This window comes from Candidatus Eisenbacteria bacterium (assembly GCA_016867715.1).
Classification (GTDB): domain Bacteria; phylum Orphanbacterota; class Orphanbacteria; order Orphanbacterales; family Orphanbacteraceae; genus VGIW01.
Genome location: VGIW01000046.1, coordinates 1 through 24,875, shown reverse-complemented (window position 1 = coordinate 24,875; position 24,875 = coordinate 1). Strand labels below are relative to the sequence as shown.

At 66.3% G+C, this 24,875-nt stretch carries 17 protein-coding genes and 1 riboswitch; of the genes, 6 read left to right on the top strand and 11 right to left on the bottom strand.

What is annotated here, in order from left to right:
- The 5 genes from FJY73_09080 to thiC form a co-directional block, all read left to right on the top strand.
- A partial coding sequence (locus FJY73_09080) for a heavy metal translocating P-type ATPase (protein MBM3320812.1) occupies positions 1 to 1,455 on the top strand: 1,455 nt, incomplete at its 5' end.
- Positions 1,452 to 2,519, top strand: a complete 1,068-nt coding sequence (locus FJY73_09075) for a 4Fe-4S binding protein (GenBank protein ID MBM3320811.1) — start codon at positions 1,452 to 1,454, stop codon at positions 2,517 to 2,519. The genes FJY73_09080 and FJY73_09075, both read left to right, overlap by 4 nt.
- 297 nt (positions 2,520 to 2,816) lie before the next feature.
- Positions 2,817 to 7,736: a hypothetical protein gene (locus FJY73_09070; protein MBM3320810.1), complete on the top strand. Its 4,920-nt coding sequence runs from the start codon at positions 2,817 to 2,819 to the stop codon at positions 7,734 to 7,736.
- 269 nt (positions 7,737 to 8,005) lie between these two features.
- Positions 8,006 to 9,721, top strand: coding sequence for a cation:proton antiporter (locus FJY73_09065; protein MBM3320809.1), 1,716 nt, complete (start codon positions 8,006 to 8,008; stop codon positions 9,719 to 9,721).
- A 78-nt stretch (positions 9,722 to 9,799) separates the two neighbouring features.
- A riboswitch (TPP riboswitch) is annotated at positions 9,800 to 9,928 on the top strand.
- Between the two features lie 64 nt (positions 9,929 to 9,992).
- Complete coding sequence (gene thiC, locus FJY73_09060) at positions 9,993 to 11,690, top strand: phosphomethylpyrimidine synthase ThiC (protein MBM3320808.1); 1,698 nt, start codon at positions 9,993 to 9,995, stop codon at positions 11,688 to 11,690.
- A gap of 84 nt (positions 11,691 to 11,774) precedes the next feature.
- On the opposite strand, the gene FJY73_09055 is transcribed toward thiC, so the two are convergent.
- From FJY73_09055 to FJY73_09010, 10 genes are read right to left on the bottom strand one after another with little or no spacing between them, the layout of a single operon-like run.
- A complete protein-coding gene (locus tag FJY73_09055; GenBank protein ID MBM3320807.1) occupies positions 11,775 to 12,221 on the bottom strand; it encodes a cyclic nucleotide-binding domain-containing protein in 447 nt (148 codons plus the stop codon).
- A complete protein-coding gene (locus FJY73_09050) occupies positions 12,218 to 12,691 on the bottom strand; it encodes a hydrogenase maturation protease (protein MBM3320806.1) in 474 nt (157 codons plus the stop codon). The genes FJY73_09055 and FJY73_09050 overlap by 4 nt, the downstream gene beginning before the upstream one ends.
- Before the next feature lie 15 nt (positions 12,692 to 12,706).
- Entirely contained in the window at positions 12,707 to 14,176 is a 1,470-nt protein-coding gene (locus FJY73_09045; protein ID MBM3320805.1) for a Ni/Fe hydrogenase subunit alpha, read from the bottom strand.
- On the bottom strand, positions 14,173 to 15,186 hold the full coding sequence (locus FJY73_09040; protein ID MBM3320804.1) for an oxidoreductase: 1,014 nt from the start codon (positions 15,184 to 15,186) through the stop codon (positions 14,173 to 14,175). Before FJY73_09040 ends, FJY73_09045 begins: the two co-directional genes overlap by 4 nt.
- Positions 15,183 to 15,683 carry a hydrogenase iron-sulfur subunit gene (locus tag FJY73_09035; protein ID MBM3320803.1) on the bottom strand — a complete coding sequence of 167 codons (501 nt, stop codon included), beginning with the start codon at positions 15,681 to 15,683 and terminating at the stop codon, positions 15,183 to 15,185. The genes FJY73_09040 and FJY73_09035 overlap by 4 nt, the downstream gene beginning before the upstream one ends.
- Before the next feature lie 16 nt (positions 15,684 to 15,699).
- Entirely contained in the window at positions 15,700 to 17,712 is a 2,013-nt protein-coding gene (locus tag FJY73_09030) for a CoB--CoM heterodisulfide reductase iron-sulfur subunit A family protein (protein ID MBM3320802.1), read from the bottom strand.
- Positions 17,709 to 19,862: a 4Fe-4S dicluster domain-containing protein gene (locus FJY73_09025; protein ID MBM3320801.1), complete on the bottom strand. Its 2,154-nt coding sequence runs from the start codon at positions 19,860 to 19,862 to the stop codon at positions 17,709 to 17,711. The genes FJY73_09030 and FJY73_09025 overlap by 4 nt, the downstream gene beginning before the upstream one ends.
- Positions 19,863 to 19,875: 13 nt before the next feature.
- Positions 19,876 to 20,853: an electron transfer flavoprotein subunit alpha/FixB family protein gene (locus FJY73_09020; GenBank protein ID MBM3320800.1), complete on the bottom strand. Its 978-nt coding sequence runs from the start codon at positions 20,851 to 20,853 to the stop codon at positions 19,876 to 19,878.
- A 19-nt stretch (positions 20,854 to 20,872) separates the two neighbouring features.
- Complete coding sequence (locus tag FJY73_09015; protein ID MBM3320799.1) at positions 20,873 to 21,640, bottom strand: electron transfer flavoprotein subunit beta; 768 nt, start codon at positions 21,638 to 21,640, stop codon at positions 20,873 to 20,875.
- A gap of 12 nt (positions 21,641 to 21,652) precedes the next feature.
- Positions 21,653 to 22,849 (bottom strand): (Fe-S)-binding protein, encoded by a 1,197-nt coding sequence (locus tag FJY73_09010; protein ID MBM3320798.1) that lies wholly within the window; start codon positions 22,847 to 22,849, stop codon positions 21,653 to 21,655.
- 552 nt (positions 22,850 to 23,401) lie between these two features.
- On the opposite strand from FJY73_09010, the gene FJY73_09005 reads away from it, so the two are divergent.
- Positions 23,402 to 24,280: a LysR family transcriptional regulator gene (locus tag FJY73_09005; GenBank protein ID MBM3320797.1), complete on the top strand. Its 879-nt coding sequence runs from the start codon at positions 23,402 to 23,404 to the stop codon at positions 24,278 to 24,280.
- On the opposite strand, the gene FJY73_09000 is transcribed toward FJY73_09005, so the two are convergent.
- Positions 24,252 to 24,680, bottom strand: coding sequence for a YjbQ family protein (locus FJY73_09000; protein MBM3320796.1), 429 nt, complete (start codon positions 24,678 to 24,680; stop codon positions 24,252 to 24,254). The two genes, FJY73_09005 and FJY73_09000, sit on opposite strands and share 29 nt — an antisense overlap.
- Positions 24,681 to 24,875 lie beyond the last annotated feature (195 nt).

Below are 24,875 nucleotides of genomic sequence, written 5' to 3'. Positions count from 1 at the left end.
AGGATTCCCGTCGACGGCGTTCTCGTCCGCGGATCGACGTCGGTGAACCAAGCTCCGATCACGGGAGAATCGCTCCCCGTGAACAAAGAAGAAGGAGACGAGGTGTTCGCCGGAACGATCAACGGCGACGGCGCCGTCGAGATCCGATCCACGAAAGAGGCGAAGGACACGACCGTCGCGCGCATCATCCGAATGGTGGAGGAGGCGAGGTCGCGGCGTGCGCCGAGCGAGCAGTGGGTCGAGAAGTTCGCGCGCATCTACACGCCGGTCATGATCGGCCTCGCTCTTCTCGTCGCGGCGCTTCCGCCGCTCCTCTTCGGCGGCGCGTGGTCCCGGTCGGTCTATCAAGCGCTCGTGCTTCTCGTCATCGCGTGTCCGTGCGCGCTCGTGATCTCGACGCCGGTGAGCGTCGTCGCGGCGCTCGCGGCGTCCGCGCGGCGCGGCGTTCTCGTGAAGGGCGGGCGCTTCCTGGAGGCGGTCGCGCGTCTTCGCGCCCTCGCGATCGACAAGACCGGCACGCTGACCGAAGGGCGCCCGTCCGTGTGCGCGGTCGTTCCGGCGAGGGGGCATACCGAGAGCGAGCTCGTCGCGATCGTCGCCGCAATCGAGGCGCGTTCGGAGCACCCTCTCGCCCGCGCGATCGTCCGTCACGCCGCGTCGCTCGGAATCCGTCCGGAGCCGGCCGAGGAGTATCGCGCGGTGCGCGGCAAGGGAGCGGGCGCCGTTCTCAGAGGGCGCCCCGTCTGGGTCGGATCGCATCGCTATCTCGAGGAGAGGGGACACGAGGACGACGAGGTGCGGGAGCGGATCACGTCGCTCAGCGCGGGCGGATCGAGCGTGGTCGTCGCCGGCACGGACGATCACGTTTGCGGGTTCATCGCGCTCGCGGATGCCGTGCGTCCGGATGCGCGCCGCGCGATTGACGCGCTCCGCGCGGCGGGGATCCGCCCGATCGTCATGCTGACCGGAGACAACCGCGGCACGGCCGACGCGGTCGGCCGTAAGACAGGCGTCGACGAGGTGCGCGCGGAGCTTCTCCCCGAGGACAAGGTGCGCGCGGTGGAAGATCTCTCGCGCGCGCACGAAACGGTCGGGATGCTCGGGGACGGCGTCAACGACGCCCCCGCGATGGCGCGCGCGAGCGTCGGGATCGCGATGGGCGCCGCCGGATCGGACGCCGCGATCGAGACGGCGGATGTCGCGCTCATGAGCGACGACCTTCTCCGGCTCCCCTGGCTCGTGCGGCACGCGCGACGAATGCTCTCCATTATTAAACAGAACGTGGCCGCGTCGATCGCCGTGAAGGGGGCGTTCGTCGCGCTCACGTTCGCGGGGCACCCCTCGCTGTGGGGCGCGATCGGCGCCGACATGGGGGTCTCGCTTCTCGTCGTGTTCAACGCGCTTCGGCTGCTCCACCCGGGCCCGGAGAATCCCCCCGAGGAGGTTCGCGCGTGATTCACGTCTCAAGGTTCGCAGCCGAGCGGGCGGCGAAGGCCGCGTCGTGGCTTCGCGGAACGGCGGGGGTCAAGCCGTACCTGTCGTTTCGCGCGCGGCTCGTCGTGCAGACCGCGTTCGCTCTCCTTTGCGTCTTCCTCGGCGTGCAGTTCGCCTTCTTCCTCGATGCCGCCCGCGAGGGTCGAACGCCTCTTCCCGTTCGCCCTCCGGGGGTGGAGGGCTTTCTCCCGATCAGCGGGCTCATGGGGCTTCTCGACTGGATCCATCAGGGGACGCTGAACAGGGTCCACCCCGCGGCGACGGTTCTCTTCGTCATCTTCATCGCGACGGCGCTTTTTCTTCGCAAGGCGTTCTGCTCGTGGATCTGTCCGGTCGGGCTCCTCTCGGAATCGCTCGCCCGCGTCGGACAGAAGCTCTTTCGAAGGAACTTCCGGCCGCCGCGTCCGGTCGACATCGGACTTCGAAGTCTCAAGTATCTCCTTCTCGCGTTCTTCCTTTGGGCGATCTTCGGCATGAGCGCCGCGGAGCTTCGCGGCTTCATCGAGTCGCCCTACAACCGCGTTTCCGACGTGAAGATGTACCTCTTCTTCGCGAGGCTCGGAACGACCGCGGCGGCGCTGCTCGCGGTTCTCGCCGTCGCCTCGGTCTTCGTTCAGGGGGCGTGGTGCCGCTTTCTCTGCCCGTACGGCGCGCTTCTCGGTTTCTTCTCGTGGCGATCTCCTGTGCGGATCCGCCGGAACGACGAGGCGTGCACCGGATGCGGCATCTGCGACCGGGTCTGCATGGCGAGGCTTCCCGTCTCGTCCAAGAAGGAGACGTTGAGCGTCGAGTGCACGGGGTGTCTCGACTGCGTGGCGGCGTGTCCGGTCGAGCCGGCCCTCGCGCTGGGCGCGAAGCGGCGGCGGATCGGCGTCTTGTCGTTCGCCTTCGCGGTCGTCCTTCTCTTCACGGCGGGCTATGCGGCAGCGCGGGCGGCCGGAATCTGGAGAAACGAGGTCTCCGACGCGGAGTACGTCGAGCGGATCCGAACCATCGATCACCCGGAGTACGCCCACCCGCGTTAGTTCGGTACCTGATACCCTATTTGATACCTTGTTTGTGGAGAGTCCTGCCATCTGTCGAGTCGCCGCTCGGAAACAGGGTATCAGGTACCGAATTCAAATTTACCGAATTTCGAAACAGGGTATTCAGAATTAGGGTATCATGTACCGAATTCCAGCCCGGCTTGTGAGCGCGCGCGGCTTTCGATAGAATGGCGGCGTCGAACGGGGAGCCGTCCGGATCATCGCGCGGGCGGTGTCCCCGGGGTTCCGCATCCCTCCGGGCGAGGCGCCGCGCGCCCGGAGCGGAGGAGGTGGGCCGTGCTTCTTCCGATTTCCGCGAGAGTCGACGCCGCCGGCGATCGGCGGATCTTCCGCGCCGCGCCGCACGGCGCCGCCCCCTCGGTTCTTCTCGTCTTCTTTGTTCTGCTCGTCGCGATCGGCGGCGCGCGCGCGGACGAGACGCTGGTTCCCCCCGGCGGCGGAACGCCCGTGGGGATCCCCGCCTGGCATCCGCTCGGATCCGGACTGAATGGCGACGCGCGAGCGCTCGTCGTTTTCGGCGACGCGCTCATCGCCGGCGGCGATTTCACCGAGGCGGGGGGCGCGGCGGCGAACCGCGTCGCGCGGTGGGACGGGCAATCCTGGAGCGCGCTCGGCGCGGGTCTGAACGGTCCGGTCGAGGCGCTCGCGATTTGGAACGGCGCGCTCGTCGCGGGAGGCGATTTCACCGAGGCGGGGGGCGCCGCCGCGAGCCGGATCGCGCGCTGGAACGGATCGTCGTGGGCGCCGCTCGGAGGCGGCACGGACGGACCGGTTCGGGCGCTCGCGGTGTACGACGGCCGGCTCGTCGCCGCCGGCTCCTTCGCCTCCGCGGGAAGTGTTCCCGCGTCCAACCTCGCGGTCTGGGACGGAAGCGCGTGGAGCGCTCTCGGCGCCGGAACCGACGGGCCTGTCCATGCGCTCGCGGTTCTCGGGGGGGATCTCTTCGCAGGTGGATCGTTTATGTCAGCAGGAAGCGCGCCCGCCCCGAACGTCGCGCGATGGAACAGCTCTTCGTGGTCCTCTCTCGGCGCGGGAACCGACGGAACGGTTCGCGCTCTTCTCGTTGAAGGCGGTCTTCTTCTTGCCGGCGGCGATTTCGCCCTCGCGGGAGGATCGCCGGCGAGCCGAGTCGCCGTTTGGAACGGCTCCGCGTGGGGCGCTCTCGGGGGCGGAACAAGCGGGACGGTTCATTGCTTCGCTTCGTTCGACGGCGCGCCCGCGGCGGGAGGTCTCTTCGACCGCGCGGACGGCATCCCGACGAAGAATATCGCTCGCTTCCGTTCCCCCTCGTGGGAGGCGTTTCATCTCGGACCGGACGGAAGGGTGCGCGCGCTCGCCGTGTTTCGCGGCGGGCTCGTCGCGGGCGGGTCGTTCCAGGAGGCGGGCCGCGTTCCGGCGTCCCGGATCGCGCGATATGCGTGCGATCCTCCGGCTGCTCCCTTCGGCGTGCGGGCCTCGTCGAACCTCTGCGGGCGCGTGCGGGTCGAGTGGAACGATGTCGCGGGCGAGTCGGGATACCGGATCTTCCGCGACGGGACGAAGATCGCAGAAGCGGCGGCGAACGCGACTTCGTACGAAGACGCGGGGGCGCCCTCGAGGCCGAGCGCGTATCGCGTGCTCGCCTACAACGGGTGCGGGGAATCGGCGCTTTCGGCGCAGGCGATCGGCTCTCCCGAGAGGCTGCCCGCGAAACCCGAGAACCTCACCGCGAGCGAGGGGCTTTGCGCGATCGTCCGGCTTTCGTGGGATCCGTCGTCGGGCGCGGCACATTATCGGGTGTTGCGCGACGGCGGGCCGATCGCGGTCGTTTCCTCGCCGCGGACGACCTACGACGACCGTCCCTCGCGCGGCGAGCATCGTTACGAAGTGCAGGCAGGGAACTCGTGCGGATGGTCGGCGCCGGCTTCCGCGATCGGTGCCGCGACGCCGCCTCCCGATCCTCCGGCCGCGATCGCGGCGAGCGACACCTCCTGCTCGATCGTGCGCGTCGACTGGATTGCATCGCCCGGAGCGGCGGCGTACCGGCTCTTCCGGAACGGCGATCTTCTCGTCTCGCTTCCCGCCGATGTTCTCTTCTATGAAGACTCGCCGCCTCCCGGAACGCACGCGTATGCGGTCGCCGCGGGGGACAGCTGCGGATGGTCGGGGGCCTCGACCGACTCGGGATCGGTTCTTCGCGCGCCGGACCGGCCGCGCCCGTTCACGGCGAGCGACACTTCCTGCTCGATCGTCCGCCTCGCGTGGCCCGCGTCGATCGGCGCGGCCGGTTATTCCCTCACGCGGGACGGAGAGACGCTCGCAATGCTCCCCTCGTCGGCGACCGTCTTCTTCGACACGATCCCCTCGGGCAGCTCCGTCTACGGCATCCGCGCGTGGAACAAGTGCGGATGGTCGAACGAAGAGCGCGCGGTCGGCTCGGTCCTCCCGCCCCCCCCTGAAGCTCCGTCCGGATTCGCCGCGAGCGACGGGCTCTGCTCCGCCGTTCGTCTCGAGTGGGAGGAGTCGGATCGAGCGGAATCGTACGAAGTGCATCGGGACGGCGCGCGCATCGCGGTCCTTCCGGCGACCGCCCGATTCCAGGTCGATACCGTCTCGGCCGGCGTTCATCGCTACGCGCTCCTCGCGAGGAACCGGTGCGGAGCCTCGGATTCCGTCTTCGCGTCCGGAAGCGCGCTTCCTCCGAACCCGGGCTCGCCGGTCGCCTTCTCCGCGAGCGACACGCTCTGCGGCGCGGTTTTCTTGAGGTGGGAAGCTCCTGCGGGGGCGGACAGCGTCCGTCTCTTCCGGGACGGCGAGATCCTCGCGACGCTCGATGCCGGGCTCTCGTTCCACGCGGATTCGGGAGCGACGGGGACGCACGTCTACTCCGTCGCCGCGAGGAACGCGTGCGGATGGTCGGATGCGATCGCGGACACGGGCGCTGTTCTTCGGCCCGCCCCCGATCCGGTCGAGGGACTCACGGCGAGCCGGGGTCTCTGCTCCGTCGTTCGTCTCTCCTGGGACGGCGCGGCGCGGGCGGAGCGTTACCGGGTCGATCGGGACGGCGCGCTTCTCGCGATTCTCTCCGCCGAGGAGCGATCCTATGCGGACAGCGCCGAGGGGACGCATCGGTACGGCGTGGTGGCGGAGAACCGGTGCGGCTTCTCGGCGCCGGTCGAGGCGATCGGTTTGGCCGCCGGCCCTCCTCTTCCGGCCGCGAACCTTACGGCGAGCGACACATCCTGCGTCGTTGTCCGTCTCGATTGGAAAGGGGACGCGCTCGTCGATTCGCTTTATGTGTTCAGGGATGGGGCGTTCCTCGCCGCGCTGAAGCCGGGAGAATCGAGCTACACGGACCGCGTCTTCTCCGGAACCCACGCGTACGAGATCGAGACGGTGAACCGATGCGGACGCTCGAGGAGCGCGCCCGCGGCCGGGACGGTCCTTCCCGGCTCCCCGCGCCCGCCGGCGGATCTTCGCGCGACGGAGGAGCGCTGCGACAGCCTCGTTCTCTCGTGGCGCGACGATTCGGACGACGAGACCGCGTTCGAGGTTCTCCGGAACGAGGAGAGCATCGCGCTTCTCCCCGCCAACACGGAGCGCTTCGCGGACCGTCCCGCGCCGGGGACGCATCTCTATGAGGTGCGCGCGGTCGGACTGTGCGCCGTCTCCTCGAGCGGGCGCGTCGCGGGAACCCGGCTCGCCCCGCCGCCTCCGCCCGTTCTCTTCTGGCCGCCCGACGGGGCTTCCGTTGCGGGCGGCGCGCCGATCGTCTTTCTCTGGTATCCGCCGGACGGCGCGACCGGAAGCCGTTTCCGAGCGTGGTCTTCCGGGGATCCGCCGAACCCGATCGCCGACACGCTTCTCGCGAGGGACGCGGATTCCTTGCGGATCGACCGCTTGCCTCCCGGCGGTTACGAATGGCGCGTCTCTTCTTTCGCCGAGTGCGGCGAGGGCGACTTCTCCCTTCCTCGTCGCTTCACACGTGAAGCGATCGGCGCGTTCGACCTCTCCCGCCGAACCGTCTCGTTCGGCCACGACCCCCTTGGCGGCCCCGCGGGGGGAAGCCCTCCGGATCCGGAGCCGGATGAGGTGATCATCCGGAACGAGGGGGAGATCGGCTTCGAGTGGTCGATCACCCCGTCCGATCCGTGGATCCGCGTGATCCCGGACGAAGGGGATCTCGGCGCCGGAGAAAGCGAGACGCTCTGGGTAGGCGTTCTCGCGAACGAGCTCCCCTCCGGCGAGTTCGACGGGCGCCTCTTTCTTTGGACGGACCTCGCCTCCCGTCCGGCGGACACCGTGAGCGTGGGCCTCTTCGTGAAGCAGTATCCTCTCGGCGACTGCAACGGAAACGGAAACATCGACGAGAGGGACGCCGCGGCGCTCATCGATCATCTTCTCGACGTCCTCCCTCTCTGGGCGCCGGTCGTTCGCCTTGGTCTCGCGGATGTTGATCGCGACCGCGCGGTCGGCCCGGCGGACCTCGGGATCCTTCCGTCTCTCCTCGGGACGAACCTCCTTCTCGAGCGTCCGGCGGCGGAGGAAATCCCGGGAGCCGAGGGGGTTCTCTGGATCGGGGCCTCTCCCGATTCGTTCGTCGTTTCGCTCGAGGGGACCGGGAGCGTGCGTGCGGGCGCGTTTCGGCTGCTCCTTCCGGAGGGCGCGGGCGCTCCGGCGATCCGCGCGAGGCCCCTCGATCCGTTGCTTCACACGGCGATCGTTCAGGATGGAAGAAATCTCGTCGTCGTCTTCGCCTTCAAGGAGGGGGAGCCGCGCGTTTTGGACGGCGGAAAGAGGTACGATCTCGTCTCGCTCTCGTGGGGAGAGGGGGGCGAGCCCTCGCTCGATCTCGTCTGGGGGGGCGCGGCGCCGTCCGGGTCGGAGCGCTTTCCGATCGCGCGGGTGGAATGGTACCGGCTCGGCGGTCCCGGAAGCCGCCGCTTCGCCTTCTTCCCGATCCGGCCGAACCCGTTCTCCGAGGAGTGCCTCCTTGCTTTCGAGATCCCCTCTTCCTCGCCGGTCGCGCTTCGCGTGTTCGATCCGAACGGGCGTCTCGTGCGGACGATCGTCTCGGGTCTTCACGCGCCCGGTTTCCACACGCACGCGTGGGACGGCCGGAACGACGCGGGCCGGCGCGCGGGCCTCGGCCTCTATCTCGTGCGCCTCGAGTCGCCGCGCGGGAACCTCACGCGACGCGCGATGATCGTTCGATGACGCGCGCTTCCCGGGCATCATCTCAATTCGACAGAAGCCCAACCTGTGTTTCTCGGCCGGGGCCCGGGGCGAGGGGGTGCCGGAAGAGACACCCCGAGCGCGCCGGGCCCACGACACGGTGCCGGCTCGGCAAGGCCCGGCGCGCTCGGGAACTCGCCGGTTCACCCCCTCGCCCCGCGCCCCGGCGGCCGCGCAAGAAGCACACTTCTGACGGATTGCCGCTAAATCCTGGCTAGCCGCCGCTCCCTTCAATCGGCATACTCCTCTCGATGGACTTCTGGGCGATTCTGTTCGATGTGGGAGCTCTCCTCGCGGCCGCCCTCGCGCTCGGGGCCCTGTGCGAGCGGCTGCGCCAGAGCGCGCTCCTCGGATACCTGCTGGCCGGGGCGCTCCTCGGGCCGAACGGGCTCGACATCGCGGCGACCGGCGAGGAGATCACCGGGCTCGCGGAGGTCGGGGTCGCGCTCCTCCTCTTCTCGGTCGGCCTCGAGTTCTCGTGGAAGCGCCTCCGCGAAATGGGACCGATCGCGCTGGGCGGGGGAACGCTTCAAGTCGTCGCGACCGGCCTTCTCGCCGCAGCCGCCGCGTCGGCTCTCGGGGTCTCGCCTCGCGGAGCGATCGTCCTCGGCGGCGCGCTCGCCTTGAGCAGCACCGCCGGCGTGCTGCGCATGCTCATGACCCGCGCCGAGGTCGACAGCGTGCACGGTCGCCACGCGCTCGGAATCCTTCTCCTGCAAGACCTCGCCGTGATCCCGCTCGTCCTTCTCTCCGGCGTTCTCACGGATTCGTCTCACGGCGGGATCTTGCCCGCTCTCGGCCGCTCGGGCCTCATGCTTCTCGCGGCGATGACTCTTCTCTACCTTCTCTTCAACATTCTCGCTCCCCGCGTTCTCATCGCAACCGCCCGGATTCGAAATCGCGAGCTTCCGGTTCTCTTCGCGATGGTCGCCGCGCTCGCGTCGATCTGGATGGCCCACGAGATGGGGCTCTCCCCGGCGCTCGGTGCGTTCGTCGCGGGCCTTCTCCTCGCGGAGTCCCCCTATGCCGCCCAGGTCCGCGCGGATCTCGCCGTGCTCCGTGTCCTCCTCGTCGCGCTCTTCTTCGGGTCGGTGGGAATGCTCTCCGATCCGGGATGGATGGTGAGCCATGTTCGTCTGATCGCGTGGGTCGTCGCGGCGGTCGTCGTCGGGAAGGCAGCGATCGTGTGGGGCGTGCTTCGCGCACTTCGCCAAACGCACTTTCAGTCGATCGCCGCGGGAGTGTGTCTCGCGCAGATCGGCGAGTTCTCTTTCGTCATCGCCGGTCCCGCACGGGGGACCGTTCTCACGGACGATCTCTTCAAGATGATGGCCGCGACGATGATGGCGACGCTCTTCCTGACCCCCTATTTGGTCGCGGGCGCACGTCCGGCCGCGTCGTTCGTTCTCGGAGCGTTGCGGCGGGTCGGTCTCGCGCGCTCGGACGCGCCTCCCGCCGAGTCGGGTCTTGCGGATTCGTCCGGCCTCGTGATCCTCGTCGGCTACGGCCCGGCGGGAGAGGCGGTCGGCGAGGCGCTCAAGAAGTACGGCGTTCGCGTGTTGGTTCTCGATCTCAACACGCAGCTCGCGCGGAAGGCGCAAGAGGACGGGTTCGAGGCGCGCGTCGGGGACGCGACGCAGGTGGAGGTTCTGGATTCTCTCCGCGTCGCCTCCGCCTGCGCGATCGCGGTCACGGTACCCGACCCGTTAACGGCCGAGAAGATCGTTCAGGCCGTGCGTTCTCGAAACGACCGCGCGCTGATCGTCGCCCGCGCGCGCTACCACAGGTACCACGCCGCTCTCGAGATCGCGGGCGCGGACGTCGTGATCGACGAAGAGGAGCATGTCGGGGTCTCTCTCGGCCTTCACCTCGTGCGAAGCATGCGGGGCGCCGCGAGAATGGCGGCGCGCCGCTCCGGATCTCCTTCGGCCGCCGCGGAATGCTCGCCCGCGGACCGCGCGCCGTAGCCGCGTCTTCTCACCCCGGCCCGCCCAGAGCCCGCGGCGCCGCGGCTCGCCTCTCGTCCGGAGCCATGCTACAATGAAAACGCACGCTCGGGGCGCGTCCTGGCTCGATCGGCCGTCCGATCGCGGCTGGATGGCCGGGACGCTGAGAAGCACTCGTGGAACCTGATCCGGTTCGTACCGGCGTAGGGAACGCGGCACTCGGCCTGCCAAGGAGATCGATCCCATGTCTCATCGCGAACCCAAAGACCCGCAAGGGAGACGGATGCCCTTTATGTATGAACCGCCTCTTCGCGGCGGGGCGAACCCGTCGAGCAAACGCGAGGGGACGGCGCCCGGGAGCTTCGCGCTTCCGCCCGGGGTCGGAACGCCTCTCGCTTTCTCCTCGCCCGACACGCCCGGAATGCCGGCGCCGTCTGAGAAGACCGCGTGGGACTTCAACCCGGCTCCGCGCGGCGAGAAGAACGCTGTGACGCAGCTCGAGCGCGCCCGCCTCGGCACGATCACGCCTGAGATGAAGCGCGCCGCGGAGCGCGAGCCGCACCTCGCCCCCGAGGACGTGCGGGGCGAGATCGTTGCGGGGCGCATGATCATCCCGGCGAACCGCGCGCATCTTCGATGCGGACTCGATCCGATCGCGATCGGGCGGGCGGCGACGACGAAGATCAATGCGAACCTCGGCGCGTCTCCGGTGAAAAGCTCCGCGGACGAAGAGGTCGAGAAGATGCGCTGGGCGGTCCGATGGGGCGCGGATACCGTGATGGACCTCTCGACCGGCGGGGACCTCGACGCGACGCGCGAGGCGATCATCCGGAGCGCGCCGGTTCCCGTGGGGACGGTTCCGGTCTACTCGATGATCGTCGGGCGCGCGATCGAGGATCTCTCGCACGCCGACATCCTCCGCACGATCGAGCATCAGGCGATGCAGGGAGTCGATTTCATCACGATCCACGCCGGCCTTCTCCGCGAGCATCTCCCCTACGTGCGCGGCCGGGTGAGCGGGATCGTCTCGCGGGGAGGCTCGCTCCTCGCGAAGTGGATGATTCATCACGGGCGCCAAAACCCCTTCTATGATCTCTTCGACGAGATCTGCGACATCGCGCGCGCGCATGACGTGAGCTTCTCGCTCGGGGACGGGCTCCGGCCGGGCTCCCTCGCCGACGCGACCGACGAGGCGCAGCTTCGCGAACTCTACGTTCTGGGAGAACTGGTCGAGAGGGCGTGGGCGAAGGGCGTGCAAACGATGGTGGAGGGACCGGGGCACATTCCTCTCGACCAGATCGAGTACAACATGAAGATCGAGCGCGCTCTCTGTCACGGCGCGCCGTTCTATGTTCTCGGGCCCCTCGTGACCGACGTCTTTCCCGGCTACGACCACATCACGAGCGCGATCGGCGCGACGGCGGCCGCGTATCACGGCGCGGCGTTTCTTTGCTACGTTACGCCGAAGGAGCATCTCGGCCTTCCGAAGAAACGCGACGTGAAGGAAGGCTGCATCGCCTACAAGATCGCGGCGCACGCCGCGGACATCGCGCTCGGGATTCCGGGAACGCGCGACCGGGACGACGAGATCTCCAAGGCGCGCGCGGCGCTGAACTGGGAGAGACACATCGCGCTTGCCTTCGATCCCGACACCGCTCGGGCCTTTCACGACGAGGATCTCTCGATCGACACCGACTTCTGCGCGATGTGCGGGCACGATTGGTGCGCGGTGCGGATCAGCCGGGAGATCGAGGAGTTCGCGTCGGGGAAGGCGGAAGGATACGACCCAGGCGGGCCGAAGGAATCCCCGGCCCTGACACCCGAGCAGAGAGGGATTCTCGAAGAGCACGGAGAGCCTCTTCCGGGCGAAGCTTCTTCGCCCGCCGTCGGAGGCGCGTCGCGCGGCGAGAAGCCTCCCTGCCACAGCGACCTCGTGCGCGATCCGAAGAAGGCGAGAGAGATTCAGGAACGCGGGGCGGGTCCGAAGTAGGCCCCGCGCCGAAAGCGAAGGAGCCCCGCTTCCGGGGCTCCTCCTTCGGGCTTCCGACTTGGATGCCGATCGGAATCCGAATCCTTATTCCGCCGCGGCGATCTGCGTAACCGCTCCGCTCAAGCGGTGCGCGAGCGCCGCCGCCACCTGCTTCACCAGCAGGAAGCCGAGCTTCGTGTCCTTCTCGCAGAGCGCTCGGATCTTCTCCGCGTCGATCGCGATCACCGTGCACTCCTTGCGAGCCGTCGCCTTGGCGCGCATCCGGTGCGGCTCGACGAAGACCGAGTACCCGAGAAGATCCCCGGGAACGAGCTGGTCCACGATGACCTCGCGTCCGCTTCCGAGCTGGAGGCTGACGTCGACCTGTCCGCTCGTCACGATGTAGAGCGCGTCCGCGGGATCCCCTTCCTTGAAGAGGACCGTGACCGCGTGGAGCGTCTTCTCGTCGGCGATCTCGGCGACCGCCTTGAGCGATTCGTTGTCCACTCCGGCGAAGTAGGAGTAGTAGCGCAACTTCTCGGTGGAAATCATGTTCCTTCCCTCTTCCCGTCCAGGAGGGCGAGCACCGCCTCCGTCGCGCGCGGCACGGCGGCCTCCACTTCGGGGGTAAAGACTTCTCCGAAGTTCAAGACATCGGCGGCTTCGATCCCGACGAGAACAATCTCCTCGGCGGGCGGAAGATGCGCGCCCGCCATTCGCCCGAGCTCGAGAGCCGTGGGCAAGTTGACGTCGTGGGCCGAGGCACTCCGCTGCGTGGGGATCGAGTCGGGCGCGAGAAGACGAATCCGACCCGGCTCGTCCCCCGGAGCCGTCGCGTCGATTACGATCGCGCGATCGTAACCGATCATGTGCTCCATCAGGCGAAGCCCTCCCCAGTAATCCTCCTCCACGATAACGTCCGGCCGGTCCGCGAGGAGAGGCCGAAGCCTCTCCGCGACGCGGATCCCGACCCCGTCATCCCGCAGGATTGGGTTCCCGAGCCCGAGCACGAGCGTTCGCATGTTCGACGTCCGCCCTCAGTCCATGTTCTGCGCGAGCCGCTCGATCACCTCGCCGTCCGGACCGCGGAGGATCACCTCGAGCGGCATATGGCCCGGCAGGGTGTGCGTCGCGCACCCGAAGCACGGATCGTACGCGCGGAAGGCCATCTCGACCATGTTGAGAAGACCTTCGTTCACCGGCTTTCCTTTTTGGATCAAGCTTTGCGCCGCTCTCTTGACCGACATGTTGATCGGCGCGTTGTTGTTCGTCGTTCCGACGACCAGGTTCACTTTCGTGAGAATTCCCCTCTCGTCGGTCCAGAAATGGTGGGTGAGAGTTCCACGCGGCGCCTCGACGCTCCCCACGCCCTCGGTCGGCGTCTCGGTCGGCAGGACGCGGAACTCCTTCCCCGTGATTTCCGGGTCGGTCGCGAGCCCCACCCAGCGCTCCGTCGCGTAGAGAAGCTCTACCAGACGCGCCCAATGGGTCGCGAGCGTGTGGTTCACCGGCTTCCCGCCGAGCGTGTCGTACATTCTCTCGTACTCGGCCTGCGCGAGCGGCGTCGCCATGCCGTCCGCGGCGTTCAAGCGCGATAGTGGGGTCGCCTTGTAGACGCCCGAATCGACGCCGTCCGTGAAACCCTTCCATCCGACTTTCTTGAGGTACGGGAACTTGAGGTATGACCAAGGCTCGGTGCGTTCGGCGATGTACTCGCGGTAGTCCTTCGCGTCGTACTTGGCGTGCTCTCTGCCGTCCGGACCGACCACGCGGATCTTCCCGTCGTAGAAGTTGACGTGGTTATTCGCGTCGACCGTGCCCATGTTGTAGGTCTTGTGGAGATAGATGTCCCCCGTCACGATCTTCACGTAGTCCGAGTTCTTGAGCACGATATCGCCGAAGAGCTTAAGCGAGAACTTCGCGAACTCGACCGCATCGCGCCCGAGCTTCTCGATCTCCGCTCGCTGCTCCTCGTTGATGCCGCGGCTCACGCCTCCGGGGAGCCCCCAGTTCGGATGCACGGGGCGCCCGCCCATCATCTTGATGAGATGATGGCCGTCGCGCCGCATCTTGAGGACCTTCCCCGCGATCTCCATCCCGACCTTGCCGACGACCCCTAGGATGTTGCGGACCTCCTTCGGCGCGTCGGGGCCCATTACGAAGTCGGGCCCCGCGAGCGCGTAGAAGTGGGTCGTGTGGTCCGTCGCGTAGAAGATGCTGTAGAAGAGCTCCCGCAGCTTCTTCGCGGTGGGCGGCGGATCGACGTGAAAGAGCGCGTCGAGCGCCTTCGTCGCCGCCATGTGATGCGCCTCGGGGCAGACGCCGCAGATGCGGTTCGTCAGGTTCGGCATGTCCTCGGCCGGTCGTCCGACGCAGAACGTCTCGAAGCCGCGCAGCTCCGGCACCTGAACATACGCGTTCGCGACCTCTCCCTCCGGGGTCAAAAAGATGTCGATCTTCCCGTGTCCCTCGAGGCGGGTGATGGGATCAATCGAGATGCGTTTCATCGTCCGCTCACCTCCGCTTCTTCTTCCTTGGCCGCCGGTTTCCCGTTTCCCGCCCGATTCGAGCGGCGGAGCGAGCTGTGCGCGAGAGAGAACCGGTAGAACGTGCCGACAGGGTCGGGAATGCCCTCTTGGATGATCCGATCGATCTCCTCCGGATCCTCGGAGTCGATCACGGAAGCGATCGCGGTCATCATGCGGGCGCCGAAGTCCTCCACACCGGCGTTCGGCCCGTAGCAGCCGATGCACGGAGAGCCGACCTGCGGGCAGAGGGCGCCGCAGCCGGCGCGCGTCGCGATCCCGCAACAGACGATCCCCTGCTCGAGGAGGCACTTTTCCGTGTCCGGGATGATCTGCCAGGTGCGCTTGAACTCCTTGATCTTCTTTTCTTCGCGCTTGCGCGGGCAGTCGTCGCAAACGGTCGTCTCGGCGCCGATCACCGAGCCGGGCGGCGGGAGTTTCCCGGATAGAATCGCGACGATCGCGTCCCAAATCCGCTCCGGTTCCGGCGGGCAGCCGGGAAGATAGTAATCGACATCCACGGTCTGTCCGAGCGTCTTCAGCGTGTCGTAGAAGAACGGCAGGTGAAGCGTGCCCTCGGGAACCTTCGTCTCGACCTCGGGGAGCACTCCCTTCGGGTTGTCCGCGGAGGGGGAATCCTTGTAGACGAACTGGAGAATCTCGTCCCGCGAGTTCATGTTGGCGAGACCCGGAATGCACCCCTCGTGCGCGCACGATCCGAACGCGACCAAGACCTTCGCTTTCCTCCGGAGAAGGCGCGCCATGTACTCCTGCTCGCTGTTCCGGATGCCTCCGTTGAAGAGGCAGAGATCGATGCTCTTGTCGGGCATCTTCTCGATGTCCCGCACCTTCCCGTCCATGACACACGGCCAAAAGACGATGTCGAAGGCGTTCGCCACGTCGAGAATCTTCTCGTTGACGGCGAGCACCGCGATCTCGCAGCCGCCGCAAGACGCGGCCCAGTACAGCGCCAGCTTACCCTTGTCGCTCATCTTGCCGGCACCTCCATCGCTTCCTCGTGTTCCTTCAAGAACTTCTCGATCTCCTTGTCGTCGAGGCCCTTCTCAATCCAGTTCCGGCGCCAGCTCAAGGGCCCGAGCTTCCGGACCTCTTCGGTCATCTTGGCGACGTGCTCGGCGAAACGATTCCCTTCTGCGGCGGAGGCCCAGAGGAGTTGGAAACGTTCCTCTTCGAGCTTCATAGCGCGCAGCGTGTGCTTCAGCATCGAGAAGCGCCGCATCGCCTTGTAGTTCTGCTCCAGATAGTGGCACTCGCCCGGATGGCAGCCGGCCAGGAGAACCCCGTCCGCCCCGAGCTCGAACGCTTTCAGGGCGAAGGTCGGGTCCACCCGTCCGCTGCACATCACGCGGATGATCCGGACGTTCGGCGGGTATTTCACGCGCGAAGAACCGGCAAGATCCGCGGCGCGGTAGGAGCACCAGTTGCACAGGAATCCGACAATCTTGGGTTCGAAGGTTCCATCACTCATCGGCGTCTTCCTCCCGCTACTTCACGGCGGGCTCGGCCGCCCGCTCCGTTTCGCCCATCGCGTCGTAGAGGATCCCCTTAAGCTCGGCGAAGATCTGCTCGTTACTGAAGTGGGCCCCCGTGATCGCCTGGGCCGGGCAGGCGGCGACGCACGTCCCGCAGCCCTTGCACAGCTCGTGGAGGACGCGGCTCACTTCCTTCTCCGCGAGGTACTCGATGGCGTTGTACGGGCAGAGGTTGTTGCAGATCCGGCAGCCGGAGCAACTCTCCTCGCGGATCGTCGCCACGATCGGCTCGATCATCACCTTGCCCTTCGCGATCATTCCCTGGACGCGCGCAGCGGCGGCCGCTCCCTGCGCCACGGCGGCCGGAATGTCCTTCGGTCCCTGGCACGCGCCCGCGATGAAGATGCCGTCGGTCATCGTCGCCACCGGATCGAGCTTCGGGTGGCGCTCCGTAAACCAGCCGGCCATGCTGCACGAGATCCCGACCTTGAGGCCGAGATCCTTCGCGTCGAAGCGGGGCTCCATGGCGCCCATGAGGACGACCACGTCGAGCGGGATTCGGCGCTGCTTACCGAGGAGCGTGTCCTGCACCTGGACGACGATCTTCCCTTCCTCGCCCGGGAGGCGCGGCACGTCCGAGATGTCGGCGACCTTGCCGCGCACGAAGTTCATCCCCTCGTCTAGAAGGCGCTGGTAGAACTCTTCGTACCCCTTCTGGTTCGGGCGCATGTCGATGTAGAAGGAGTAGACCTCGGCCTCGGTCTTCTCCATCACGAGGTGCCCGAACTTGAGTGCGGCCATGCAGCAGACCGCGCTGCAGTACTCGTTGTAGTTTTTGTCGCGGCTGCCGACGCAGTGGACGATGCCGATCGACTTCGGCTCCGTCACGCCGTCCCGCATGAAGATCTTTCCCGCCGTCGGTCCGGCGGCGTTGCACATCCGTTCGAACTCGAGGTTCGTGAAGACGTTCGCGATCCGCCCGTACCCGTACTGCGGGATCCGCTTGCAGTCGAAGAGATCCCAGCCGGTCGCGATGATCACGTTGCCGACGTCCACCTCGATGATCTCGTCCTTCTGATCCCAAACGATCGCATCGGTCGGGCAGAATTTCTCGCACGCCTTGCACTTTCCCGTGTCGAAGTAGATGCACGTCTCGGTGTCGATGACCGGGTACTTCGGGACGGCCTGCGCGAAGGGAACGTAGATCGCCTTGCGCACCCCGAGGCCCGCCTCGAACACGTTGTCCACGACCTTGCGCGGGCACTTCTCGATGCAGATGCCGCACCCGGTGCAGAGCACCTCGTCGACGTACTTGGCGCGCTTGCGGATCTTCGCCTTGAAGTTGCCGACCGAACCGGAGAGCTCCTCGAGCTCCGCCCAAGTCATGAGCGTGATGTTCTCGTGGAGCCCCACATCGCTCATTTTCGGCGTGAGGATGCACGCGGAGCAGTCGAGCGTCGGGAACGTCTTGTCGAACTGGGCCATGTGGCCGCCGATGCTCGGCTCGCGCTCGACCAAGTAGACGTGGTAACCCGCGTCGGCGAGCTCGAGCGACGCCTGGATCCCCGCGATTCCGCCTCCGATCACGAGCGTGTTCGGGTTCACGTCGACGAATTTCGGCTCGAGCGGCTCCTGGACTTTCACGCGCTCAACCGCCGCGGCGACCATCGCCTTCACCTTCTCCGTGGCCGCCTTCTTGTCCTTGGTCGTCCAGGAGATGTGCTCGCGGATGTTCGCCATCTGCGTGAGGTACGGGTTCATCCCCGCGGTCTCGGCCGCGCGGCGGAAGGTCTTTTCGTGCAGGTGGGGCGAGCACGCCGCCACCACGATGCGCGTGAGACCGTCCTTCTTGATGTCCTCCTCGATGAGCTCCTGGCCGAGTGACGAGCACATGAACTTGTAGTCCTTCGAGACGACGACGTCCTCGAGGTTGACGCCCGCCCACTTGGCCACTTCTTCAACATCGACGATTCCGGCGATGTTGCTGCCGCAATGGCAGACGTAGACCCCTACTTTCTCTTTCATGCGTCTGCCTCCTTATCGAGCGTCGATCCGGCGGCGGCCGTCTCGACCGCAGGCGCGGCCGTCTCCGCCTCCGCCGTCGCCTCGTCGACCAGCTCGATGAGATCCTTCACGCGGAGCTTGTTCTCCGCTCCTATCGTCTTGACCGCGTCCCGATACATCGTCAGGTCCTTCGGGCACGCGACCACGAAGCATTCCGCGCTTCCGAGCGCCAGCGCCTCCCGGATGCGATCCTCGCTGGGCCTCTGCTTGACGACCTCCTCGTTCATCCAAATGCGCCCGCCGCCGGCTCCGCAGCAGAACCCACTCGATCGATTCCGCGGCATCTCGACGATGCGGCAGCCGATCGCCTCGAGCACACGCCGCGCGGGCTCGTAGATTCCGTTGTAGCGCCCGAGATAACAGGGATCGTGATAGGTCACCGCGTAGCCGAGTTTCCTTGAGACCTTCAGCTTCCCCGACCGGAGCGCATCGTCGAGCACTTCCGAGTAGTGCCTGATCATCGGCGCCGGCTTTCCGTTTCCTTTCGCGAAGTACTCGTTCTTCAGCGTGTTCAGCGTGTGAGGATCGGTGGTTACGATCTCCTTGAACTCGCACTTCTCGAGAACCTGCTTGTTCTTCATGGCGAGCATCTCGAAGAGACCTTCCTCGCCGATGCGCCGGACGTCGTTCCCGGCATTCCGCTCGCCGTCGTAGAGGATTCCGAAGTCGATGCCGGCTCTCCGAAAGACGCGGGCGGTCATCTGGGTCGGCTCGATGAGGGTCTGGCTGTACGACGCGTAGTCGCCGACGAACCAGAGCGTGTCGGCCGGTTCCTTGCGGATGTCCTTGACCTTCGGGACGATGTCCTTCGTCCAGACCGCCCGCTTCCGATCCGACTGGCCGAACGAGTTGCCGTAGCGCCGGAAGCTCCCGAGCACCGTCATCAGCTCCGCGTCGGCCCGCTGCTTATAGAGGAGATAGCGGCGCATGTCGACGATCGAGTCGACGTGCTCGATGAGAACCGGGCATTCGGCGACGCACGAGCCGCACGTCGTGCACGACCAGAGGACCGGATCGGCGACCCCCTGCCCGACGAACTCGGGCGCGTCGGCCCCCGTCTTCGCGAAACCGTTCTTCCCGTGAAGCCCTTCTCGAATCGAGATCATCAGCTCCTTCGGTGAGAGCGGCGTCTTCGCGTAGTGCGCCGGGCACGCGTCCTGGCAGCGGCCGCACTCGGTGCACGCGTCGCCGTCCATCAGCTGCTTCCACGTGAGGTCGGAGAGCTTGCCGGCGCCGGCCGCTCCTCCCTCCTGCACCAGAGCCGGGGCGAGCTGCCCGACCGGGCGGTCGAGCTTGGAGAAGAACGTGTTGAGGGGAGAGGTGAGCATGTGGACCAGCTTGCTCACGGGTAACGTAAGGAAGAAGATCCCCACGAGGCACGCGTGAACGATCCAGAGAACCGAATGAAAGGCCTCGATCGCCGGCACGCCCATCCCGGCGCCGAGCCAGATTTGCGCGACCAGCCAACCGATCGGCGTCGACCACGCGAGGCCGGGATGCCAGCCGGGCTGAAGCTCCGGCTCGCGCGCAATCGCCGCAAGCCTCGTCGATTCGGTGAGGAGTCCGGTGATCACGATCAGCGTGATCATCGCGAGCATGTACGTGAAAGGAGAGGAGAGCGTCAGGCGTTCCGGCTTCTGAACGTATCGCCGGAAGGCCGCCAGGCCGACGCCCACGAGAAAGAGAAGCGTGAACATGTCCAGAACGAACTTGTACAGGAGATACGTGTCCCCGATGAGCACGACGTTGTCGGATTCCATTCCGAAGACGATGGGGACGTCCGCGTCGATCGTCGCGATCACCGTGCCGAGGAAGAACACGAAGAAGCTCCAGGCGATCAGGACGTGCATGACGCCGGGGTATCTCTGGCGGAGGACCTTGGTCTGCACGACTCCGTATTGAATCAGCCTTCCCACGCGCGTTCCGAGTCGGTCCCAACGGCGATCCGGCCGGCCCACCTTCCACCAGAGACGAATGTGGCGGAAGAAACGGACCAGCAAGATGATCGCGCAAAGGGGAAGAATCACGTAGGTGAACGCGTGGACGAGCGTGTCGAGCGCGCCGTGCATCCCCCAGAAGTTGATTCTCGCGATCACTTGTCCTTCTGTCATGGCACCCTCTTGTTTAGCTCTTCGTCGCGCGGACCTTCTCGGTCAGCTTGGGAACGAGCTCGAGCACGTCGACCGCGGCCCCGTAGGTCGCCACGTCGTAGATCGGGGCCTTCTGATCGGTGTTGATCGCGACGAGCGTCTCCCAGCCGGGGAGTCCTTCCATGTGCTCCGGCGATCCGCTGATGCCGAGCGCGAGGTAGAGCTTCGGCTTGACCGCCTTGCCCGACTTGCCGACGAGGCGCGAGGTCGGGAGCCATCCCTGGTCCACGATCGGGCGCGACGAGGAAACCTCTCCGCCGAGGGCCGCCGCGAGCTCCTTCGCGGCCTCGATGTTCTCCTTCTGGCCGATGCCGCGGCCGACGGAGACGAGGATCGGCACCTTGCTGATGTCGACGTCGCTCGTGTCCGGCTCGATGTAGGCGCGGAAGCGGGTGCGGGCCGCGCCGAGATCGGACTCCGGCGAAGCCTCGTCCACTTTCGGCGAGCCGCCCTGCATCGCTTCTTCCGGCTTGTAACCGCCGGGCATGACGATCGCGACGCCGGTCGGTCCAGGGAGCTTTCCCTCCGCGATGATCTTGCCGCCGCACGTGACCGCCTCGAAGAGGATCTCCCCTCCTTCAACCTTGAAGGTTCGGCAGGGACTCGCCACCGGAAACCCGAGCTTCGCGGCGAGGCCGCAAGCAAGATCAGTCCCGGACGCGGTCTGCCCGAAGAGAAACGCGCGGGGTGCGCCCTTCTTCGCGAGATCGGCGAGCGCGAGAAGATGCGCTTCGGGATTGAAGTCGGCGAGAGCGGGGTGATCGACGACGGTCACGCTGTCCGCGGCGCCGAGCTTCCCCGCGAGTCCCTTCACGTTGTTGCCGAGGAGAACCGCGCGAAGGCTTCCGCCCAGTCCTTTCGCGATCGCCTTCCCCGCGGCGAGCATGGTGTAGGATGTCTCCGTCACCTCGCCGCGCAGGGTCTCTATGTTCACCCAGACATCTTGAGCCATCGGTCGTCTCCTTGATCTATTAAAGAATGCCCTTCTCTTTCAGGATTCCGACGAGCTTCTCCGCCACCGCGTTCGCGTCGCCGTCGATCATCTCGGCGCCCTTTCCCGCTTCGGGGGGGCGCATCCCGGTGATCTCGGCCGCTCCCTCGAGTCCCGCTGCGGCTCCTTCGGCCTCATCGATCTTCGCCTTTTTCATCGCGTCCATGACGAGCGACGTCACGACGTAGCGCGGCGGCTTCTCGGCCGCCTGGATGCCGATCACCGCGGGCGGGTTCACCTCGATCTCCGCGAGGAGACCGCCCGGGTACTCCTTCGTCGCGACGACCTTGCCGCCTTCCGCGACGACCTTGACGGTGTAGCCGACGTAGGGGATCCCGAGTTTCGCGGCGAGAAGAGCGCCGACGGAGCCGTCGAGATCGTCCACCGCCTGCGTTCCCGCGAGAATGAGATCGTAGGAGCCGTTCTTCAGCGCCTCGGCGAGAAGGTCCGCGTAGGCGTGGCTCGTCACGCCCTCCGCGTAGCCTTCGCCCGCGATCTTGATCGCGCGATCGGCCCCCTTCGCGACGGCGGTGAAGAGCGCCTCGTCCACGTCTCCCGTGTCGAGAGTGATCACGGCGACGGTTCCGCCGTGGCGCTCCTTGAGGATCAGGGCCTGCTCGAGCGCGTGTTCGTCGAGCTCGTTCGGAACGAGCCGCATGAACGTCCTGTCGAGCTTGCCCGTGCTCGAATCGATTTCCATCTCTTCGACGAGATCCGGGACGAACTTGATCGGAACGGCGATGTTCATGTTCGAAATCTCCTAGCCCTGAATGGCGTCCGCCACGAGTTCGGCGATGTCCTTCACCGCGATGTCCTTCGCGTGATTCGTGCTCTTGACCGCGTCGTCGAACCGGGGCGTCTCGTACGGGCAGGCGACGGCGAGGATCTGCGCGCCGGCCGCGACCGCTTCGTGGATGCGCCACTCGGACGTTCGCGTCCCCGCCTTCTCCCAAGCGAAGCCGTCGAGCCACATGCCGCCCCCGCCGCCTCCGCAGCAAATGCTGGTGGTTCGGTTGTGGCCCATCTCGACGAGCTCGGCGCCGGGGATCGCCTCGATGATCTCGCGCGGTTCCTCGTAGATGTGGTTGTCGTTCGCGCGCCCGAGACCGCAGGGATCGTGGTAGGCGACGCGCGCCTCGAGCTTGTTCTTCATCAGGCTTCTCAGCCGGTCGAGGTGCGCGTGGAGGAACTGAGCGTAATGCCGCACGGGGAAGCGATAGCCCAGCTTCGGGTATTCGTGCTTGAACGTGTTGTACGCGTGCGGATCGGTCGTCACGATCTCCTTGAATTCGTACTTCTCGAAGGTCTTCGCGTTCTTCGACGCGAGAAGCTCGAAGAGGCCGCGCTCGCCGGCGAGATGGAAGACGTCGCCGTCGCTCTGCTCCTCGGGGCCGAGGATGCCGAACGACACACCGAGCGCCTTGAAGATCTTGGCTGTGGCGCGCGTCACCTGCTGCACGCGAGCGTGGTACGAGGGGTAGTCCCCGACATACCAGAGCACGTCGACCGGCTTCTTCGTCTTCGCGAGAATGGGAACTTCAACCGTGAAGTCCGCGGCCCAGTCGGCGCGCTTCCTCGGCGATTCGCCGACCGTGTTCCCATACTTGCGCGCGTTCACGAGCGCGTCCTGGAGCTCCGTCGGCACGGAGCTCTTCATTAGCTTCTCCGCCTTCACGCTCGAGAGGAGACCTGGCGTAAGGGGTATCTTCGCCGGGCAGACGTTCGTGCACGCATAGCATGAGACGCAGAGCCAGATGGAGTCGGTGTCGAGCATCGGCTTGAGCTCCCCGGCGCGCAGCGAGGCGATGATCGCCTGCGGGGGAAACTCCATCGCGAAGCCGAAGGGGCAGACGCCGCTGCAGGACCCGCACTGAAGACAAAGCCGGATCCTCTCCCCTTCCGCGACGCTTCCCGACACCTGCTTGAGGAACTGGTCCGCTGATTCCACTTGTATCATGGGCCACCTCACACGGGGTGCAGTTGCCCCAGACGTTTCCCATCTCCGGGAAACGAACTGGGTAGTCCCAAGGAACGACAGGAGGAAGGCGCCTCCGCGGGGATACAACGGGGCCGCCTGCTGGCGGGATTCCTGCGAGTTCGGATGGGACGGTCAACGTGAGACGCCAGCACTCGATTCTCCGGGGCAGGAGGGTCGGCCGGACCCCAATCGGGCGCGAAGGTGCAAGCTCTTGGTCCAACCGGAAGGGGCCCGATGGCCGACACTCGCTCTTGTTGCAACGCCGTCAGTCTCCCCGAGAAGCGAGAAGAAGTCCAATGAATTGTTGTTCATGATACAATTACCGCGCGGAATCGGGCTCGGGGAGCGGGCAGGGCGGCGCGCCGACCGCCGCGCTCGCCCAATCGGCGTATCGCCTCAAAGATCATATGATTAGATCGAGAAGCCGATCCAGAGGAACGCGCGGGGCCGAGAAGAAGTGTTGACGAATCCTCGGCTTGCTGTTAAGTACATATCAACATACCATAAGCGTCTCTAATCGGGGGATCGAGCATGCTGGAAACCCTGAAGATCTTCGTGGACCTCATCCAGACGGAGAGCTTCTCGCGGGCCGCGACCCGGAACTACCTCACCCAATCGGCCGTCTCCCAGCGGATCCGTCAGCTGGAAGCCGATCTCGGACAGCAGCTTGTGGTGCGGGGGCGGGGGCGGATGCGGCCGACCGAGGCCGGGAAGATCTTCTATGATGCGAGCCGGGAGATCCTCGACCGCTTCGCTCAGGCGAGGGACGAGCTGAACCGGATTCGCCACGTCGTCTCTGGAAGCCTCCGACTCGCGACGGTCCCGTCCGTTGGGCTCCACATCCTGCCGCCGTTCCTGAAGTCGTTTCTGAAGGAGTTCCCTTCGGTCGACCTGCAGCTCGATTACCGGAGGAACAACGAAGTATACGAGGGGCTCCTCGACCTCTCGTTCGACCTTGGGATCGTGGCGTACCCTTCCCGCCACGCGCAGATCACCCAGATTCCGTTTCGGGAGGATCGCCTGGTTCTGATCAGCCCGCCCGAACACCCGTTCGCCAAGGGGGTCGCCGTCCCCCTGAAGAAGCTGGACGGGCATCCGCTCATCGCTTTCGACTCGATCACGCCGACCGGCCGGGTGATCGATCGGGCGCTTCGAAGCGCAGGGGTGACCGTTCGGGTCGTTCACCGCTTCGACAACGTGGAGACGATCAAGCGGGCGGTGGAGATCGGGTCGGGCGTGGCGATCGTGCCCAACTCGACCATCCGCGAGGAAGTGCGGACCCGGCATCTGGAGGCGGTCACGCTGAGCGGCTCCGGGTGGAGCCGCCCGCTCGCCATTCTCCATAAGAAAGGGCGGAAGCCGAGCGCCCCCGCCCTCAAGTTCATCGATACTCTGCAGAAGGATCTGTAGCGCTCGATCCGGCGATGACATAAGCCCGGACGGTGCGGGTTCGTGGCCCGTCGAGCTCGCAGAAGAAGATCGACTGCCAGCGGCCGAGGAGGAGCTTCCCGTTCTCGACCGGAACGATCTTCGAGGGCCCGATGAGCACGGACTTGATGTGCGCGTCCGAGTTCCCCTCGGCGTGCCGGTAGCGGCCGGTGCTCGGGAAATGGGCGGTGAGAGCATCCTCGATGTCGGTCTTCACGTCCGGATCGGCTCCTTCGTTGACGGCGATCGCCGCGGTCGTATGGGGACAGTAGACGACGCAGATGCCGGCCGCCGTCCTCGGGAGCCGCTCCTCGATCTTCCGGGTGATGTCGATCGTTTCGATGCGCCTGGAAGTACGCACCTCAAAGAAGAAGCTGTTCATGATTTGCCTCCTGGGTTTCGCCCGCGCTTCGTAGAAACGAGGGGGAGCCTGTTTTCACCTGTTTGCGTCGCCTCCCAACCTCAATCCGACAGAAACTGGTTCGGTGTTCTCTCGGCCGGGGCCCGGGGCAAGGGGGTGCCGGCTCAGACACCCCGTGCGCGCCGGGCCAACAGCATGGTGCCGGATCGGCAGGCC

What these genes read in the sequence shown, in the direction of transcription:
- FJY73_09025 (MBM3320801.1), bottom strand. Translation starts at nt 19,862, where the DNA reads ATGACAGAAGGACAAGTGATCGCGAGAATCAACTTCTGGGGGATGCAC.
- FJY73_09030 (MBM3320802.1), bottom strand. Translation starts at nt 17,712, where the DNA reads ATGAAAGAGAAAGTAGGGGTCTACGTCTGCCATTGCGGCAGCAACATC.
- FJY73_09065 (MBM3320809.1), top strand. Translation starts at nt 8,006, where the DNA reads ATGGACTTCTGGGCGATTCTGTTCGATGTGGGAGCTCTCCTCGCGGCC.
- FJY73_09010 (MBM3320798.1), bottom strand. Translation starts at nt 22,849, where the DNA reads ATGATACAAGTGGAATCAGCGGACCAGTTCCTCAAGCAGGTGTCGGGA.
- FJY73_09020 (MBM3320800.1), bottom strand. Translation starts at nt 20,853, where the DNA reads ATGGCTCAAGATGTCTGGGTGAACATAGAGACCCTGCGCGGCGAGGTG.
- FJY73_09000 (MBM3320796.1), bottom strand. Translation starts at nt 24,680, where the DNA reads ATGAACAGCTTCTTCTTTGAGGTGCGTACTTCCAGGCGCATCGAAACG.
- FJY73_09035 (MBM3320803.1), bottom strand. Translation starts at nt 15,683, where the DNA reads ATGAGTGATGGAACCTTCGAACCCAAGATTGTCGGATTCCTGTGCAAC.
- FJY73_09055 (MBM3320807.1), bottom strand. Translation starts at nt 12,221, where the DNA reads ATGATTTCCACCGAGAAGTTGCGCTACTACTCCTACTTCGCCGGAGTG.
- FJY73_09045 (MBM3320805.1), bottom strand. Translation starts at nt 14,176, where the DNA reads ATGAAACGCATCTCGATTGATCCCATCACCCGCCTCGAGGGACACGGG.
- thiC (MBM3320808.1), top strand. Translation starts at nt 9,993, where the DNA reads ATGTATGAACCGCCTCTTCGCGGCGGGGCGAACCCGTCGAGCAAACGC.
- FJY73_09040 (MBM3320804.1), bottom strand. Translation starts at nt 15,186, where the DNA reads ATGAGCGACAAGGGTAAGCTGGCGCTGTACTGGGCCGCGTCTTGCGGC.
- FJY73_09005 (MBM3320797.1), top strand. Translation starts at nt 23,402, where the DNA reads ATGCTGGAAACCCTGAAGATCTTCGTGGACCTCATCCAGACGGAGAGC.
- FJY73_09050 (MBM3320806.1), bottom strand. Translation starts at nt 12,691, where the DNA reads ATGCGAACGCTCGTGCTCGGGCTCGGGAACCCAATCCTGCGGGATGAC.
- FJY73_09015 (MBM3320799.1), bottom strand. Translation starts at nt 21,640, where the DNA reads ATGAACATCGCCGTTCCGATCAAGTTCGTCCCGGATCTCGTCGAAGAG.